This is a genomic window from Spirosoma pomorum (assembly GCF_054776615.1).
The window spans coordinates 105,380-124,002 of the sequence record NZ_BAAHBP010000021.1 but is presented as its reverse complement, the minus strand read 5'-3'; the positions used below and the strand labels follow the sequence as shown (position 1 = coordinate 124,002).

General features: G+C 53.5%; 13 protein-coding genes. 7 read left to right on the top strand and 6 right to left on the bottom strand.

From position 1 onward, the window contains the following. Positions 1-233: 233 nt before the first annotated feature. The 4 genes from ACYVAD_RS12135 to ACYVAD_RS12120 all read left to right on the top strand — a co-directional run bounded on the left by ACYVAD_RS12135 (position 234) and on the right by ACYVAD_RS12120 (position 7,293). Positions 234-1,574 carry a TolC family protein gene (locus ACYVAD_RS12135; RefSeq protein WP_461139760.1) on the top strand — a complete coding sequence of 447 codons (1,341 nt, stop codon included), beginning with the start codon at positions 234-236 and terminating at the stop codon, positions 1,572-1,574. A 75-nt stretch (positions 1,575-1,649) separates the two neighbouring features. Beyond that, positions 1,650-2,774 (top strand): efflux RND transporter periplasmic adaptor subunit, encoded by a 1,125-nt coding sequence (locus ACYVAD_RS12130; protein WP_461139759.1) that lies wholly within the window; start codon positions 1,650-1,652, stop codon positions 2,772-2,774. 81 nt (positions 2,775-2,855) lie between these two features. Then, a complete protein-coding gene (locus ACYVAD_RS12125) occupies positions 2,856-6,059 on the top strand; it encodes an efflux RND transporter permease subunit (protein ID WP_461139758.1) in 3,204 nt (1,067 codons plus the stop codon). Positions 6,060-6,240: 181 nt separating this feature from the next. Next, positions 6,241-7,293, top strand: a complete 1,053-nt coding sequence (locus ACYVAD_RS12120; RefSeq protein WP_461139757.1) for a spore photoproduct lyase family protein — start codon at positions 6,241-6,243, stop codon at positions 7,291-7,293. Between the two features lie 4 nt (positions 7,294-7,297). Here ACYVAD_RS12120 and ACYVAD_RS12115 read toward each other — a convergent pair whose 3' ends face one another. From ACYVAD_RS12115 to ACYVAD_RS12100, 4 genes are all read right to left on the bottom strand, one after another. Beyond that, positions 7,298-7,714, bottom strand: a complete 417-nt coding sequence (locus tag ACYVAD_RS12115) for a DoxX family protein (RefSeq protein WP_461139756.1) — start codon at positions 7,712-7,714, stop codon at positions 7,298-7,300. Positions 7,715-7,792: 78 nt separating this feature from the next. After that, positions 7,793-7,990: a hypothetical protein gene (locus ACYVAD_RS12110; RefSeq protein ID WP_461139755.1), complete on the bottom strand. Its 198-nt coding sequence runs from the start codon at positions 7,988-7,990 to the stop codon at positions 7,793-7,795. Positions 7,991-8,094: 104 nt separating this feature from the next. Next, the gene (locus ACYVAD_RS12105; RefSeq protein ID WP_461139754.1) at positions 8,095-8,478 is read right to left on the bottom strand and encodes a DUF779 domain-containing protein; all 384 of its coding nucleotides are present in this window, start codon (positions 8,476-8,478) and stop codon (positions 8,095-8,097) included. A 98-nt stretch (positions 8,479-8,576) separates the two neighbouring features. After that, entirely contained in the window at positions 8,577-10,103 is a 1,527-nt protein-coding gene (locus ACYVAD_RS12100) for an aldehyde dehydrogenase family protein (RefSeq protein WP_461139753.1), read from the bottom strand. 118 nt (positions 10,104-10,221) lie between these two features. On the opposite strand from ACYVAD_RS12100, the gene ACYVAD_RS12095 reads away from it, so the two are divergent. The 3 genes from ACYVAD_RS12095 to ACYVAD_RS12085 are packed head-to-tail and all read left to right on the top strand — an operon-like array spanning position 10,222 to position 12,376. Further along, positions 10,222-11,154 carry a helix-turn-helix domain-containing protein gene (locus tag ACYVAD_RS12095; protein ID WP_461139752.1) on the top strand — a complete coding sequence of 311 codons (933 nt, stop codon included), beginning with the start codon at positions 10,222-10,224 and terminating at the stop codon, positions 11,152-11,154. Positions 11,155-11,202: 48 nt separating this feature from the next. Beyond that, positions 11,203-11,913, top strand: a complete 711-nt coding sequence (locus ACYVAD_RS12090) for a DUF2461 domain-containing protein (RefSeq protein WP_461139751.1) — start codon at positions 11,203-11,205, stop codon at positions 11,911-11,913. 13 nt (positions 11,914-11,926) lie between these two features. Further along, a complete protein-coding gene (locus ACYVAD_RS12085; RefSeq protein WP_461139750.1) occupies positions 11,927-12,376 on the top strand; it encodes a RidA family protein in 450 nt (149 codons plus the stop codon). A 57-nt stretch (positions 12,377-12,433) separates the two neighbouring features. On the opposite strand, the gene ACYVAD_RS12080 is transcribed toward ACYVAD_RS12085, so the two are convergent. Beyond that, positions 12,434-13,924: a glutamate synthase subunit beta gene (locus ACYVAD_RS12080; RefSeq protein WP_461139749.1), complete on the bottom strand. Its 1,491-nt coding sequence runs from the start codon at positions 13,922-13,924 to the stop codon at positions 12,434-12,436. 60 nt (positions 13,925-13,984) lie between these two features. Further along, positions 13,985-18,613 carry a glutamate synthase large subunit gene (gene gltB, locus ACYVAD_RS12075; RefSeq protein ID WP_461139748.1) on the bottom strand — a complete coding sequence of 1,543 codons (4,629 nt, stop codon included), beginning with the start codon at positions 18,611-18,613 and terminating at the stop codon, positions 13,985-13,987. Positions 18,614-18,623 lie beyond the last annotated feature (10 nt).

The window sequence follows — 18,623 nt, the reverse complement described above, 5'->3', positions numbered from 1 at the left end:
CGATAGCCTACAGGCCTAATAAACTTTAGTAAGGGTTACGGGTTATACGTCGTAAGGTACCGGGCAGACAGTATGCGGGAAATACGTGAGTATCCTTACTTAATAGCTGTGTCAGAGTAGGTTGCTAGTCAGCAAATAAAAAAAGTTTATGAACCAAAAGCCGAGATTCGATAGTTAACAGGTGGTACACACAGTTGACTACATCTGTTCGTGTATACGACATTCACTGCGTCATGAAAAATAGTTGGTTCGTCGCTATCCTTTGTTTTTTTTTCTTTTCCGTTGCCAGTGCCTTTGCGCAAAGAACATCTGATTCACTAGCCAGGCAAGCCTATTTATCCGATTGTGTCCAGTACGCGCTGGAAAATCAACCGCTGGTCCGTCAATCCCTCATCGATCAGGAGATTGCCGATCGCACGGTTAAGAGTAATCTGGCGGCCTGGTACCCACAGATCGGTGGCGGTTACAATCTGCTTCATTACTTAAAGCTACCCGTAACGCTGATTCCTGACGCCACAACGGGCGAACGTCGACCCGTTGCGCTGGGGGCCAAGAACACATCCACGGTTTCCTTCTCGCTGAACCAGGCAATTTTTAACCGCGACGTGCTGCTGGCGAGCCGTACAGCCGACATTTACCGTACGCAGGCCAGTCAAACCACGGTCAACAACAAAATCGACGTAGTGGTTAATGTCAGTAAGGCATTTTACGATGTCATTCTGACGCAACGCCAGATCCAGATTTTGAGTGAGGATATTGTCCGCCTACAACGCAGCTTGCAGGACGCCACGAATCAATACGAAAGCGGGGTGGTGGACAAAACCGATGCGCAGCGAGCCCGTATTGCGCTCAATAATACCCTGGCCCAGCGAAAGCAATTCTCGGACATCGTGGGGGCTAAATTCCAGACGTTGAAGCAACTCATGGGCTATCCGCCCAACTCAGCGCTCAAGCTGACATACGATACCCTGCAACTGGCCAATGAAATTAATCTGGACACTACGTTGCTGGTTAATCCCAGAGGTCGTATCGAGTTTCAGTTGCTGCAGACGCAGGGCCAGTTACTGGAGGCCAATGTACGGTACAATCGCTGGTCGTATCTACCAACCGTAAGTGCCACGGCTAACTACAACTTTCTTTACCAGAACAACATTTTCCCGCAGCTCTATAACCAGACATTTCCAAACTCGCTGATTGGTCTGACCGTAGCGCTCCCTATTTTTCAGGGAGGACGACGCACGCAACAGACAAAAATTGCCGAGTTGCAGGTGCAGCGGCTGAACTGGGACTTAGCCGCGCTGACCAGCAGTATTGATGCCGAGTACGCAACGGCACTGGCTAATTATAAAGGGAGTCTGGCTACGTACCAGGCCCTAAACGAAAACCTGGTCCTTGCCGAAGACGTATATCGCATTGTTAACCTGCAGTATCGTTCCGGCGTTAAAACTTACCTGGACGTAACGGTCGCTGAAGCCGATCTGCGAACGGCCCGGCTGAACGTGTTCAATGCGCTGTATCAGGTACTGATCAGCAAACTAGACGTCCAGCGGGCGCTGGGAATTATCCAGGTCTAATTAGTTTTTCGGGTTCGACTCAGTCGGCCCACACTCGCATCCATGCAATCCTATCAGTTACTTTCACTCAGCTCCATGAGAAGCGCTTTACCTCCATCGCTGACTGTCTTGGCAATGGTTAGTCTGTTGACGGCCTGCGGTGGCAAAAAAGACGATACGCAGCAAGCTGCGCCACCACCAACACCTGTTTCCGTTGTAAAAGCTGCTAAACAAACAGCGACATACTACGATAATTACCCGGCAACGGTGACGGCCCTGCGCGAGGTAGAAATCCAGCCACAGGTGGCGGGGAACGTTACGGGTATTTTCTTTGACGATGGTCAGCGAGTTCGGCGGGGACAAAAATTGTATACTATCGATGCGCAGCAGTACCGTGCGGCCTATGATCAGGCCGTGGCGAACCTGAACGTGCAGAAGGCCAATCTAGCGAGAGCACAGAAGGATGCCGACCGCTATACGACCTTGGCTAAGCAAGATGCTATTGCCCGGCAGGTCCTCGATAATTCCGTGGCCGAACTGGAAGCCACCAAACGCCAGGTCGATGCTGCGCAGGCGGGAATCCGGCAGGTGGGTACGAACCTGAAATACACGACGATCTACGCACCGATGGATGGAACGATCGGTATTTCACAGGTTCGGCTGGGAGCGGCTGTTGCGCCCGGCGGAGCAATGCCCCTGAACATTGTCTCGCAGGATGATCCGGTGTCGGTCGATATTCAGGCCGACGAATCCGACATCAGCCGTTTTCTCATGCTACAGGGCCAGAAAAACGCTACCCGCGATTCGACCTTTATTTTCGAGCTGCCGGGCGGTGAGCGCTACAAATATCCGGGAAAAATACAGATCGTTGACCGCGCGGTTGACCCGCAGACGGGCACGATCCGGGTGCGGATAGCTTTCCCCAATCCAGAACGGCGTCTGCGGGTAGGGCTGAACGGGAATCTACGTATTCGTAACAGTACCAACCAGCCTCAATTATTGATTCCCTATCAGGCCGTTACCGAACAAATGAGCGAATACTTCGTGTACGTCGTGGGCGACAGCAGCAAGGTAACGCAGAAGAAAGTAACGCTGGGTTCGCGTATCAACGAGAAAGTCATCGTGAAAGATGGGCTGAAAGAGGGCGAAGTTGTTGTTACCGAAGGCACTCAGAAAGTACGCGAAGGCGCGAAGGTAAAAGTTAGTAATCAAGGGAAATAAAGGAGAAGAAGAGAAAGGACTAAGGAAATGTTCCGCTAAAACCTCTCTCCAAGCCTCCTTTTTCCTGCCTCCCTTAAAATTATGTTCGCAGATATTTTTATAAATCGGCCGGTAACGGCCATTGTGTCGTCCATCGTCATTCTGGCGCTGGGTATCCTGGCGCTGCTGACGTTGCCCGTCAGCCAGTATCCGGATATTACGCCCCCGGTGGTGCAGGTGACCGGAACGTACACCGGGGCCGATGCGCAGACGGTGGAGCAGACCGTGGCGACTCCCATCGAAACGCAGGTGAACGGTACGCCCGGCATGAGCTACCTGCAGACCAACGCCACCAACGACGGCCGGATGAGTATGAACGTTACGTTCAACGTGGGGACTGATGTGAACATTGCCGCACTGGACGTACAAAACCGGGTCGGGATTGCGCAGCCGCAGTTGCCCGAAGAGGTAACCCGTCTGGGGCTGGTCGTTCGGAAGCGGAATCCATCGCTGTTCATGCTGGTGGCCATCTACTCGCCAAACGGTACGCACAACGTGTCGTTCATGGACAACTACGCCAACATCTACATCCGGGATGCGCTGCTGCGGGTGCCGGGCGTTGGGGATATTTTCAGCCGGGCCGACGACTTCAGTATGCGGATCTGGCTGAAACCCGATAAACTGGCGCAACTGGGAATGACCGTTGACGAAGTGACAGCGGCTCTCCAGGAGCAGAACCTCCAGGTGGCCGGTGGGTCGATTGGAGCACCACCCCAGCCGAATACCCAGGCGTTTGAATACACTGTCTTCACAAACAGTCGACTCAGCAAAGAAAAAGATTTCGAAAATATCGTCGTGCGGGGTGATCCGGCGCGCGGGTCGCTGGTGTACCTACGGGACGTAGCGCGGGTACAGCTGGGCAAGTTCTCGTACGTTAGTAACTCGTTCGTAGATGGCAAACGGGCCTCGTATCTGCTGGTTTATCAGCTACCGGGTTCCAATGCCCTGGCTACCGCCGAAGGCATCTACGCGGCAATGGACGAGCTGAAAAAGACTTTCCCCAAAGATATTGAGTACGTCGTACCGTTTGAATCGGTGTCGGTTATTCAGGTGTCGATTTCGGAGGTAGTTGAAACGCTGATCGAAGCGCTGGTGCTGGTGATCCTCGTGGTATTCCTGTTCCTGCAAAGCTGGCGGGCTACGCTCATTACATTGCTGGCCATTCCGGTATCGATCATTGGTACGTTTGCCCTGTTCATTCCCCTTGGGTTTACGGTCAACACGCTGACGCTGTTTGCATTCGTCCTGGCCATTGGTATCGTGGTCGATGATGCCATTGTTGTGGTGGAAGCCGTGCAGGTAAACCTCGACAAGGGTATGTCGCCGAAGGAAGCGACCCGCGAAGCCATGCGGGAGATTTCGGCGCCGGTTATTGCCATCGCTCTGATCCTGGCGGCCGTATTCGTGCCGGTTGGTTTCATCCCCGGTATCGTCGGGCGGCTGTATCAGCAGTTTGCGATCACCATCGCCGTATCGGTTCTGATTTCGGCCTTCGTGGCCCTGTCACTGACCCCGGCGCTGTGCGTTTTGCTGCTGCGGCAACACAAAATCGACGAAAATGCTAAAGGGCTGGATAAGTTCTTCTTCAAATTTAACCAGTGGTTTGAGAAGGTAACGAACTCGTACTCCAATGCCGTCCAGCGCCTGATCAAAGCAACACCCCTCGTTATCGTGGGCCTGATTGTGGTCTACATCGGTACTGGCTTGTTGTTCAAGTACAAACCAACGGGCTTCATTCCGACCGAGGATGAGGGACGTTTGATCGTTACGTTCGAGATTCCAGAAGCGTCGTCTACGCAGCGAAGTCTGACGGTTATCAACAAAATGATGGCGATTCTGAAAGAGCAGCCGTACGTAAACCACTTTTCGGCGCTGGGTGGCCTGAACGCGCTGACGTTTGCCTCGAAATCGAACAGTGGTACGGTCTTTATTCAGTTGAAGCCCTGGGAAGAACGCAAAGAGCGGGGCATGCAGGCCGACTCGCTGGTGGGTAAACTCCAGAAAGCATTTGCTGGCCTGAACGATGCGCGAATTCAGGTGGTACAGCCGCCTGCTATTCCAGGGTTGGGACAGTCATCCGGTTTTACGTTTGAAATTCAGCAACGGCAGACCAACGACGATGTAAAGGCCTTCGACAACGTCGTACAGAACTTCCTGGCCGAAGCCAACAAACGGCCCGAAATTGGCCGCGCCTATTCGTACTTCACGGCAAAAACACCGGCCTACCGCGTCGAGGTGGATCGGGAGAAGGCCAAGAAACTGGGCGTGTCGGTCAGCAACGTTTACCGAACGATGCAGACCTACCTGGGGAGTCAGTACGTCAATGACTTCATCATCTACGGGCGTAAATTCAGGGTAGTGGCCCAGGCTGATACATCGTACCGCATGGATATAAAGAACCTGGACAAGTACTACGTGCGCAACGCGGGTGGGCAACTGATACCGATCAGTACGTTGATGAAAACCAGCGTCATTGAAAACGCCCCGCTGATCTCGCACTTCAACTTGTTCCGATCGGTAGAATTGAACGGGTCGGCCAAGGAAGGATTCAGTAGCAGCCAGGCCAACGAAGCGTTACAGGACGTAGCGAACAAAGTACTTCCTCAGGGGTATTCCTACGAATTTGCGGGGCTGAGCCGCGAGGAGATCAACGCCGGTAGTAGTTCGGTGTACATCTTTATGTTGTCGATCGGGTTCGTCTTCCTGTTCCTGGCGGCTCTCTACGAAAGCTGGTCCGTGCCGTTTTCCGTCCTGCTGTCGGTACCGATCGGGGCGTTGGGCGCTATTCTGGCGCTGACCCTGTTCCCGTACCTGACCAACAACGTGTACGCGCAGATCGGTTTGATTACCCTAATTGGTCTGGCGGCCAAAAACGCCATTCTGATTGTGGAATTTGCGAAGGAACGCGTTGATAAGGGAGAAGATTTGCTGGAGTCGACGATTGAAGCGGTTCGGCTGCGTCTCCGGCCGATTCTGATGACCTCGCTGGCGTTTATTCTGGGGGTGTTCCCGCTGGCAATTGCGAGTGGCGCCGGAGCTGTTTCCCGGATCACTATTGGCCGTACGGTACTGGGCGGGATGCTGGCCGCTTCCTCGCTGGCTATCTTCGTCGTGCCCGTGCTGTACGTAGGCATCACGCGACTAGCTTACGGCAAAAAAGGTCTGGAAGCCCTGAAAGTAAAAGCGAAAGAACGGCAGGAGCAGGAAGGCAAAACGCCGGGCGACGTTCAGCCGCAACACAGCTAATAGACCGATACAATTCTATCGAAAAGGCCTGTCTGGATGCATATCTGGACAGGCCTTTTTATTGCTGTAATAGGTCTGTAAATAGATTGTAATCAATTGTAATACAGTGATTTTGCTGAATCGTATGGTTGAACCTTCATCGACGGGCAGGTGTTATGAAAGGACAACCTTAACTACGTAAATGCCTGATTTCAACCCAGCGTACATACTCTACACCGCCGACGCGATGAACGAACGGGGAGAAGCGGTACTAGCCCAGTTTCCGCAGGCGGAAACGATGGCGATCAAACAGCATAACCGCCTACCCGATCTGGGTATGAACCATTTCAAGATTAAGTCTGATGTGCTGGTGCTGGGGACGCTGAAATCACAGACGATTCGGTGGAGTGGGCGAAGTTCAGACTTTATTGCGCCAAGCCTGGCGAATGGCTGTTTTGGCGGCTGTGCCTACTGTTACGTTGATCGGCACAAACAGGTCAACCCCATTACGTTATTTACAAACGTTGATGAAATTCTGGCGACGCTGGATACCCACGTCATGAGCCAGCCGTGGCCCAAAGCTATCAATCAGACTGATTCCCATTTCTATACGTATGACATTGGCTGTAATTCGGACATATCGGTCGATTACGGCATATCGGATGGCATTCAGCAGGTGTTCTCGTTCTTTCGTGATCATCCCCGCGCCAAGGCGACGTTCGCGACGAAATTTGTGAACCGGGATATGCTGGCGTTTGATCCGCAGCGTAAAGTGCGGATTCGGTTCAGTTTGCTGCCGACGTACGTGAGTAAGTTGGTTGACGTGAGAACCGACTCGGTCGAGAAGCGAATTGCCGCGATCAATGACTTTTACGAGGCTGGCTATGAGGTTCACGTCAATTTCTCGCCGGTGATCGTATACAGTGGCCCCGACGGCGACCGTAAACAGTGGCGTAACGACTACCGGGAGTTGTTCCGGCAACTGGATGCCGCCCTACGGCCCGAGGTGAAAGCACAAATGAAATCCGAGGTTATTTTCTTAACGCACAATCAGGGACAGCACCAGGCGAATCTGGCGATTAATCCGAAAGCCGAAGAGTTACTCTGGGTGCCCGAAATTCAGGAAAATAAAGTGAGCCAGTACGGTGGCTGGAATATTCGTTACGATCATCAGCTTAAAGCCAAAATGATTGCGGTGTTCGAGCAGCTGGTGCGGGAGGAGATTCCCTGGTGTTCGATCCGGTATATTTTCTGATGACTTAGAACCGGCGCTTGTCCAGTCGGGCGTCGATACTGTGAGCCCCTGGTCCGAGAATGAGGATGGTGGCGAAGATCAGCATGAATAATCCGTTTTTTTCGCCATCTCCGAAGAGATCACCGCCGTGGGCCAAAAACAAGGCTGTCAGCATGGTGATGATAAGCGGAATGGTGGCCAGCCGGGTGAACAAACCGACTGCTACCAAGAGCGTGCAGCCCAGCTCGGCTGACATAGCCAGCAGCAGCGACAATTTGGGCCCCAACCCCATGAAGCTAACAAACTGGCTTTGCATGGTTTCGAACTTGCTGAGTTTCTGGTAACCATGGGGAAGCATCAGGAGAGCAGCACCAAGGCGCAACAACAACAGCGCGCCGTTGACTGCGCTGGCGGTGTAGCGGGTCGAAACGAACTGACTCATAGGAAGTAAACGAGTTTGAGGCCTGAAATACGCAAACGGCCACTCCGCTGGGAAGTGGCCGTTCGGGCAATACGTTGACTAATTGCTGTGGCCGCCTTTGCTGCCACCGGTTGAGCTACCAGCGCTGCTGGACCCTTTCGAGTGCTTGCTGCTTTTGTGTGAGGTTGCGTTGCGACCGTGTCCGGCACTGCCGTGACCCGTACCGTTGTCACCACCACTACCCGCTTTCTGATCCTTATATTCTTCTTCTACTTTCTCAAGAGTTTTGTCAGCCATGACGTTGAGTGTTTATCGTAATCGATATTGATTAGTCGATAAAATAACTCAATTAGATAGGTTGATGTTTTATACAGGCCGGCAATTTACCCCTAAAACGTTAGTCAGACTTCTTCCAGTGGGCCAATATGAACAGGAGGGAGCTGTTCCATTTCGCCGGGTTCGTACAACCGGGAGCGAATCAAAAATCGGACGCCCAGCGGTATTTCCAGCGAGAAGCTAGCTCCCCGGCCGGGTGTTACGTCGACGGTGAGGTGCGTGTGCTGCCAGTAGCCAAACTGATCGCCCGACATCCAGAAATCGCAGCCGTAAATCTGCCCCAGCAACACATCCGATGAGCCAATGATAAAGTCGCCCACGGCGTAACACATTGGCGACGACCCATCACAGCAGCCACCGCTTTGATGAAACATCAGGGGACCATGTTGTGCCCGGAGCTGGTCAATAACGTCAGCCGCAGCCGGCGTGAGGTCGATACGTGTTTTCAATGGTGAATGAGCGATTGAGTGAATGAGCGAATAAGACTGGTAAATACAGCTAGCGTCAGCCTATTCACTCAATCATTCATTCGCTCATTCACAATTAATTAAAAGAAACCTAATTTGCTTTTACTGTAAGAAATCAGCAGATTTTTGGTCTGCCGATAGTGGTTCAGCATCATGTGGTGATTCTCGCGACCAAAGCCTGATTTCTTGTAGCCACCAAACGGCGCGTGGGCCGGATACTGGTGGTAGCAGTTCACCCACACGCGTCCCGCTTCGATCTGACGGGGGATCTGATACAGTTCGTGCGCGTCCCGCGACCAGAAGCCGGCGCCCAAGCCATATAACGTATCGTTGGCCAGTGAGAGGGCTTCGTTCGCATCCTTGAAGGTCGTTACGGACACGACTGGCCCAAAGATCTCCTCCTGGAACACCCGCATTTTGTTGTTGCCCTTCAGAATCGTAGGCTTGATGTAGTAGCCCGAATCCAGGCTATCGCCAACCAGCCCCGCCGGACCGCCACCCGTCAGCACTTCGGCCCCTTCCTGCTTTCCAATGTCGATGTACGACAGGATTTTTTCGTACTGGTCATTGCTGGCCTGCGCCCCCATCATCGTATCGGGATCTAATGGATGGCCCAGCTTGATGGCTTCGGTCCGTTGGATCACCCGCTCGATAAAGCGATCGTACACGCGTTCATGAATCAGCAGGCGCGATGGGCAGGTGCATACCTCGCCCTGGTTTAGGGCAAACATAACCGCCCCCTCGACGCATTTGTCAAAGAAATCATCATCGGCGTCGGCAATCGACTCCATAAAGATGTTCGGCGATTTGCCGCCCAGTTCCATCGTAACCGGGATCAGGTTTTCCGACGCGTACTGCATGATCAGGCGCCCCGTGGTTGTTTCACCCGTAAACGCCACTTTCGCGACGCGTTTGGACTGCGCCAGCGGTTTGCCAGCTTCTGGGCCAAAGCCATTGACAATGTTGACAACCCCATCCGGAATCAGCCCTTCCAGGATTTCCATCAACACCAGAATGGAGGTTGGCGTCTGCTCGGCGGGTTTCATCACCACGCAACAGCCTGCGGCCAGGGCCGGGGCCAGTTTCCAGGTAGCCATTAGTAGCGGGAAATTCCAGGGAATGATCTGGCCCACTACGCCGATAGGCTCCTTGATGATCATGGATACCGTGTCTTTGTCCAGTTCGGCGACCGAACCCTCTTCGGCACGGATTACCCCGGCGAAGTAGCGGAAGTGGTCAACGCAGAGGGGAAGATCGGCCGCCAGGGTTTCGCGAACCGCTTTTCCATTATCGACGGTTTCGACTCGGGCCAGGAACTCCAGGTTCTGCTCGATCCGATCCGCAATTTTCAGTAAGATGTTGCTCCGTTCGGTCGCCGAGGTTTTCGACCAGGTTTTAAATGCTTTATGAGCGGAATCGAGCGCTAACTCAATATCAGCCGCCTTCGACCGCGGTACCCGAGAAATAACCGAGTTGTCGACGGGGGAGTAGTTCGTGAAATAGTCACCATCAACGGGGGCTACCCATTTACCGCCAATGTAATTCTCGTACTGAGATTTGAATTCGGGCCGGGGTAATACCTTGCTGGGCGCTTCTAACGTTTGCATGTTGAAAAGGGATTTTAGAATGGTCAATTGATTTATTCACAAATTTTGCTGTAATTGTTCAAGTATTGTTGCGTCAGGGTCTCATAAACTTGCGCAAAGGTCTCATGTTGACGTAGCCATGAAAAAGAAGCCAGAAGGGTCAGGACAGGCGGTCAGCGCCTGGGGAAATCAGATTTCAACGCTGGTGGAAAACAAACTCACGCTCCACCATGACGCTGCGGAATTGCACATGTACGAGACATTCCAGATGGCGGACCTGGTGAAGCTACGGTTCAATGCGCCCGTGATGACCACCATGCTGACCGGACGTAAAGTGATGCATTTGCCTGACATGGATCCGTTTAATTACCGGCCGGGAGAATCATTACTGATGCCGTCGGACCGACTCATGGAAATTGATTTTCCAGACGCTACCACCGACGAGCCAACCCGCTGTCTGGCCCTGACCATATCGGACGAATTGATTCGGGAAACTGTGGCGGAGCTGAACGAAGAGGTACCGCGCGTCGAAACTTCGGACCAGTGGTTATTGAACACGGACAACTACCTGATGCAGAACGATCCCGAAATCAGCTCGCTGATCGACCGGCTGATCCGGCTGTTTCGGGAGAACAATCCCTTCAAACGGTTCTTCATCAAGAATACGCTGCGGGAACTGATTATCCGCCTGTCCCAAACCCAGGTACGATTGGGCCTACTGCACCAAACGAATCAGTACGTAACCACGAACCGGCTGGCATACGTCGTGGCCTTCATTCGCGAAAATCTCAGCCGGGACCTGTCGACCAAAGAACTGTGCGATAAAGCCTGCCTGTCCAAGGCGCATTTCTTCCGTTTGTTCAAAAGTGAGCTTGGCGTATCACCGGCGCAGTTCATTCTAACCGAGCGCATCCAGCGGGCTAAGGTTATTTTAAGCGATCCCGCCAAGAGTGTAACCGACGCCTGTTACGAATCAGGATTCAATAGCATTACCCACTTTAGCAGCGCCTTCCGCTCGGTCGAGCAGGTGGGACCCCGTCAGTTCAAACAACAACTTTTTCGGTCAAACTAAGCGAGCGCTACGTCAGGACTGCGCCTGATTACGTATCTTTGATTAGTTATGACAACGAAATCGGGTTCCAAGTCTGCCTTAACCGCAGCTACTCTTGACTTCCTTCGGGATCTTGTTGACAACAATCACCGCGAGTGGTTTCACGCAAACCGAAGCCGTTACGATGCGGCCAAGACAGAATTATATGTGGTGGTAGAACGCGTGCTGGCGGGAGTGAGTACGTTTGAACCGGTGCACAATACCGCCGTAAAAGATTGTATTTTTCGCATTAACCGGGATATTCGTTTTTCGAAGGATAAAGCCCCGTATAAGTCAAATCTGGCCTTCGCCATCGGACCTGGTGGCCGTCACTCCGGCCGCATTGATTACTTTGTTCAGATTCAACCCGGTAACAAGTCATTTCTGGGGGCGGGGATGTGGCAACCAACGCCCGCTCAGCTTGCTAAGTTTCGGCAGGAAGTTGACTATAACGTAACGGAACTCAAAGAGATCATTGAAGCGGAAGACTTTCGTGCGTATTTTCCCGAAGCAGCCGGCGAAACGATGAAAACAACGCCGAAAGGCTATTCCGCCGACCATCCGGAAATTGAGCTGTTACGTCGGAAAGAGCTATTTTTTCTGCATCGATACACCGATAAGGAAGTACTAAAGCCCAATTTTGCCGATGAAATCGTACGGGGATGCCAGATTATTAAGCCGTATTGCGACCTGTTAAACTATCTGTTCTTCGATGAGCAGGACGAACCTGTTACGCTCTAATCTTTCTGTTCTTATGAAATATTGCTTTAGTTTTCTACTCCTGATGGGACTGACGGTTTCGCTGGCGCAGGCACAAACTGCCGAAAAGCCAGCGCCGGGTTACACCTACAAAGTTGATGGTGGATCGGCCGGGAAGACGGTATACGTTTGTGGACAGCGCCCATTTGATGCCGATGGAAATGTCGTCGGTGAAGGTAATCTGCTGGCGCAGACGGAGCAGGCGTTTACGAACATCAAAACGGCACTAGCACAGGTAGGCATGACTCTGGACGATGTCAAACAGGTAACCTACCACCTCCGGGGTGTCACGGGGCAGGTGAGTACGCAGGACGCCCAGCAGGTAAACAGCGTAGGCGGCAAGTACCTAACCCAGAATAGCCCGCGTCTGACGACACTCAAAAACATTCCGAAGATTGTGCAGGACAACGTTCTGGTCGAGGTCGAGGTGATAGCGATCAAATAAAAAATCCCCGCCGAGATCCGGCGGGGATTTTTTATGTCTTGTCAACAGGTAAACAACTTACGCTACTTCCAGCATCGAGATTGCTTTGGCTTCCAGCTGGGTTTCGCCCATCAGGTAACAATCGGCTGCGCGCGCGGCTTCGCGCCCTTCGGAGATTGCCCAAACGACCAGTGATTGGCCCCGACGCAGATCACCGGCGGCAAACACCTTCGGGTTCGTCGTTGTCTGATAATCTTTCGTTTTTACGTTACCCCGCTCGTCGTATTCCAGATTAAGGTCGTCCAACAGTCCGTTATGCTGCGGATGAAGGAAACCAGCGGCCAGCAGCGCCAGGTCGCAGGGGACGTCGCGTTCCGAGCCCGGAATTTCAACCATCTGCATCCGACCGTTTTCGGATTTCCAATCCAGGTTTACTAGCCGCAACGCTTTCAGATTTCCGTTCTCGTCGCCAATAAAGGCTTTCGTATTGATGGACCACTCCCGTTCGCAACCTTCCTCGTGAGAGGAGCTGGTCCGGAGCATCATCGGCCAGCTTGGCCAGGGGGTATTTGACGCCCGTTCGGTTGGTGGCATTGGCATCAGTTCAATCTGGGTGATGCTGGCCGCACCATGCCGGTTCGACGTACCCACGCAGTCGGAGCCCGTATCGCCACCACCGATGACAAAAACGTGCTTGTCCGTTGCAAGTAGCTCGCCGTCAGCATAAGGCATTCCCTGATGGTCAGCCTCAACGGGACGGTTGGCGTTCCGCTTGTTCTGCTGGCTCAGAAACTCCATAGCTGGGTAGATACCTTTCAGATCACGACCCGGAATCGGTAGGTCGCGGGGCACGGTTGATCCACCCGTCAGCATAACGAGGTCAAACTGTTCGAGCAGGTGTTTTGCTTTAAGGTCAACGCCAACGTTAACGCCTGTCTTGAACGTAATACCTTCGGCTTCCATAACGGCAAGACGCCGGTCAATGGTCCATTTTTCCAGTTTAAAGTCGGGGATACCATACCGAAGTAAGCCGCCAATCTGATCGGCCCGCTCGAATACCGTTACGCTGTGACCCGCTTTGTTCAACTGCGAGGCAGCCGCGAGTCCGGCTGGTCCTGAGCCAACAACCGCCACACGTTTACCCGTCCGGGTTTTGGGCGGCTTAGGAACCACATAGCCTTTCTCGAAAGCGGCTTCAATGATTGATTTTTCGATGAACTCAATCGCTACCGGCGGTTTGTTGATACCCAGTACGCAGGACGCTTCGCAGGGAGCCGGACAAATGCGACCCGTAAACTCCGGGAAGTTATTAGTCGAGCTCAGAATTTCGTACGCATACGCCCAGTTCTGTTCGTAGACCGCATCGTTGAACTCGGGAATAATGTTTCCCAGTGGGCAGCCGCTGTGACAGAACGGTGTACCGCAGTCCATGCAACGAGAAGCCTGCCGCTGCGAGTCCTGTTCCGAGAACGGCATTTCAATCTCTTTGTAATCATGAATCCGCTCCTGCGGATCGCGCTTTTTGGGTAGCTCGCGCGTGAATTCTAAAAATCCGGTAGGTTTTCCCATTGTAAGCTAATAGTCTGCTTCCAGTGTTCTTTTACTCAATAGTGGTTCCAGGTTCACTGGCTACCCCTGTGTCACATCAACCGTAATATCCTGATAGACAATATTCTTGTCGCGGATCTGGTCGGCCAGTGAAATACCGCGACCCGCCAGCGCCTGCTTGAAATCGGCCGGCATGACCTTCACGAATTTGCCAAGCTGCTCCTTCCAGTTCTGGATCAGTGCTAGTGCCACGTTACTGGTCGTGTACTGAAAATGCTTGTCGACGTATTCCCGGACGATGAGCTGATCTTCGTCGGTCAATGTTTCCAGCGTCACCATTTCAGGATTGACTTTCGAGGCAAATGTGCCGTCCTGGTCGTAGACGTAGGCAACTCCACCCGACATGCCGGCCGCGAAATTACGGCCCGTAGCGCCCAGAATGATGGCGAGACCACCCGTCATGTATTCGAGACCGTGATCGCCGATACCTTCGACAACAACCTTGGCTCCGGAATTCCGAACGCAGAACCGCTCGCCGGCCATACCGCGAATGAACGCTTCGCCCGACGTAGCGCCGTAGAACGACACGTTACCGACGATGCTGTTTTCTTCCGGCTTGAACGTAGCGACCCGGTCAGGGTACACGATCAGCTGCGATCCACACAAACCTTTGCCGAAGTAATCATTGGCGTCACCTTCGAGTTCGAGTTTGATACCGCTCGTGCTGAACGCACCAAAGCTCTGACCGGCTGTTCCGCGCAGTTTGATATGAATCGTGCTGTCGGGCAGACCTGGACCACCATACCGCTTCGAAATCTCGTTCGACAGCATCGTGCCAATGCTGCGGTCAATATTCTGCACCCGGAATTCGGCATAAACCGACTCGGCTGAATTCAGTGCGGGTTGCGCTACGTCGATCAGCTTGCGATCCAGTACGTCGTCCAGGTAGTGATTTTGTTCTTCCTGTTTGAACAGGGCGACATCCAGGTTGGTTGGACCTTTGTAGAGCAGCGCATCCAGGTTGAGGTTCTTATGTTTCCAGTGCGTCAGGTTCGAACGGAGTTCGAGCATCTGCGCCTGCCCAACCATTTCGTTAATCGTGCGGAACCCGAGTTCGGCCATGATCTCACGGAGTTCCATGGCGATGAACGTGAACATGTTCACAACGTGCTCCGGCTTACCGGTAAACAGTGCCCGCAGTTCTTTATTCTGCGTGGCTACTCCAACCGGACAGGTATTCAGGTGACACTTCCGCATCATGATACAGCCCGCAGCAACTAGCGCTGCCGTAGCCACGCCGAATTCTTCGGCACCCAGCAGGGCGGCAATCGCCAGGTCGCGCCCGGTACGCATCTGACCATCGGCCTGCACCGTTACGCGGCCTCGTAGTTTGTTACGGACCAACGTCTGGTGGGCTTCGGCGAGACCCAGCTCCCAGGGCAGACCCGCGTGGCGGATCGACGACAGGGGAGAAGCTCCCGTACCGCCGTCATGTCCCGAGATCAGGATGTGGTCAGCGTGAGCTTTCGCTACCCCGGCCGCAATCGTACCCACGCCTGCTTCTGATACCAGCTTCACGCTGATACGGGCATCGCGGTTAGCGTTCTTCAGATCAGAGATCAGCTGCGCTAGATCTTCGATCGAATAAATGTCGTGGTGGGGCGGGGGCGAAATCAGACCCACGCCTGGGGTCGAGTGCCGCGTCCGACCAATCCAATCGTCGACTTTAAAGCCTGGAAGCTGACCTCCCTCACCGGGCTTAGCGCCCTGTGCCATTTTGATCTGTAACTCCTGCGCGTTGGTCAGATAATAGCTCGTTACGCCGAAACGACCCGAAGCTACCTGTTTGATGGCTGAATTCAGGCTGTCGCCGTTTTCCAGCGGCTTGTACCGCAGTTCATCTTCGCCACCTTCACCCGAGTTGCTTTTGCCGCCGATGCGGTTCATGGCAATGGCCAGGGTCGTGTGCGCTTCCCACGAGATCGAACCGAAGGACATTGCGCCCGTCGCGAACCGTTTGAAGATACTTTCAATAGGCTCAACTTCGTCGATCGGAACGGGTGTGGCCGTTTTAAACTTCAGAAGTCCCCGTAACGTAATCGCTTTCTGATCCTGGTTGTTGATCAGCTGCGAATACTTTTTGAAGATGTTGTAATCGTTCCGCTGGGTAGCCTGTTGCAGCAGGTGGATGGTGTCGGGATTGAAAATGTGTTTTTCGCCCCGTTGCTTCCACTGATAAATACCGCCAACTTCCAGGCGAGGTGCTGCCGCCGGCGAATCCGGGAAGGCAACGCTGTGGCGGATCAGGATTTCCCGCGCGATTTCGTCCAGCCCCATGCCGCCGATGCGTGATACCGTACCGGTAAAGTACCGGCTTACCACATCTTCGTTAAGACCCAGACACTCAAAAATCATAGCGCCCTGGTACGACTGTAGGGTCGAGATACCCATCTTCGAGAAGATCTTGAGCAACTCGCCGTTAACCGCTTTGATATAGTTCTTGTACAGCTTGTCGAGATCGTAATCAACCTGCAGCAAGCCTTTTTCTTTCATGTTGGCGATCGTCTCGAACGCCATGTAAGGGTTTACTCCCGATGCGCCGTAACCGATCAGCGTCGCTACGTGGTGGGTTTCCCAAACATCGCCCGCTTCAACGACGATACCAATTTTGCCGCGCAGCCCCTGCCGAATCAGGTAGTGGTGAATGGCTGACGTGGCCAGCAGCGACGGGATTGGTGCGTGGTTCGAGTCAATCGCCCGATCCGACAGCACCAGAATCGAATAGCCGTCCTGGATCGCGTCTTCGGCGTACCGGCAAATCCGGGCCAGGGCGCGTTCCAGCGATTTACCATCACCATCAGCCGTGAACAGGCAGTTAATGGTTTTGGCCTGGAATCTCGGCTTGTCGATAAACCGCAGCTTATCAAACTCCTGCGTTGTCAGCACGGGTTGCTCTAGCTCGACCTGACGGCAGTGTTCCGGCGATTCGCTGAGGAGGTTGTACGTTGCTCCGACAAACGAAATCAGCGACATGATTGACCGCTCCCGAATCGAGTCGATCGGGGGGTTGGTTACCTGCGCGAATAGCTGCTTGAAGTAATGGCTCATGTGCTGAGCCTGTTCCGACAAAACCGCCAGCGGTACGTCGGTGCCCATCGAGCCAAGGGCTTCTTTCCCTGTTTCGACCATCGGCCCAATGATCATGCGCAGGTCTTCGGACGTAAAGCCGAACGCCTGTTGCATCCGGAGCAACTTGGCCGGTTCGTATTTGTGGTAGGCCCGGACGGGCGCTTCCAGGTCCGAAATCCGAATTTTATTCTCGTCCAGCCACTGCTGATACGGTTTTCGGGTGCTGATGCTGGCTTTGATTTCCTCGTCCGAAACGATGCGCCCCTGCTCCATATCGACCAGAAACATCTTGCCGGGCTGCAGACGACCTTTCGAGACAACCTTAGCCGGATCGATATCGAGGACGCCTACTTCAGAGGCCATAATGACAATGTCATCATTAGTTACCCAGAAGCGCGATGGACGCAGGCCGTTCCGGTCAAGGGTAGCGCCGACTATACGACCGTCAGTGAACGAGATCGACGCCGGGCCGTCCCAGGGCTCGATTAGACCCGCGTGGAATTCGTAGAACGCTCTCCGGATAGGGTCCATGTGCTCGTTGCCATCCCAGGCTTCGGGAATGAGCATCATCATGACGTGCGGCAGCGAACGGCCGCTCATCACCAGCAACTCAATGGCGTTGTCGAGGTTGGCCGAGTCAGACTGACGGGGGTCGCAGATGGGCAACAGCATGTCCATCTCCTCCTTGGTAAACTTGCTGGATTCGAGTAGACCTTCGGCCGCCTTCATCCAGTTGACGTTACCCCGCACCGTATTGATCTCACCGTTGTGGGCGATATACCGGAACGGCTGGGCCAGTTTCCAGGATGGGAACGTATTGGTTGAAAAGCGCGAGTGAACAACACCTAGTGCCGACACAACGTCTTCCTGCTGGAGATCCGGAAAATAAGGCTCCAACTGCAACGTTGTCAGTTGTCCTTTATACGTAATGGTCCGGCAAGACAGTGATGAGAAGTAAAAGTGATCAACGCCGTTAACCGTCTCGTTAATGATACGGGTACTATAGTTGCGCAGAATGTACAGCTTGCGTTCAAAATCATCGGCATTCGTAACCGTGGCTGGGCGTTTGATGAACACTTGCTCCATCTGTGGTTCGGCCGAGCGCGATCCGTTGCCCAGATCACTGTTATTGACCGGAACGACGCGGTAGCAGAGCAGTTCAAGCCCCAGCTTCTTCATGTTCCGGTTCAGTATGGCCCGGCATTCTTCGCGCAGCCAAACGTCTTTTGGGAAGTAAACCATACCCACGCCATACTCCAGCGCTGGAGGCAGGTGAACGCCAAGTTTACGGGTTTCGTCAACAAAAAACTCGTGCGGAAGCTGAATCAGTAATCCGGCCCCATCGCCCGAATTAGGTTCTGAACCAACAGCGCCACGGTGCTCCATGCGACGGAGCATCTGTAGAGCATCCGAGACAATCTGGTGCGATTTGCGCCCCTTGATGTGGGCAACAAAGCCAATGCCGCAGTTGTCATGTTCAAACTCGGGCCGGTAAAGACCCAATTGACTCGTGTCCTGCTGGGGAAAGCCCTGAAGATGCTGGTTTGTTGTACCGGTTACTTGATCAACCTGATCAGACATAGTCGTAACA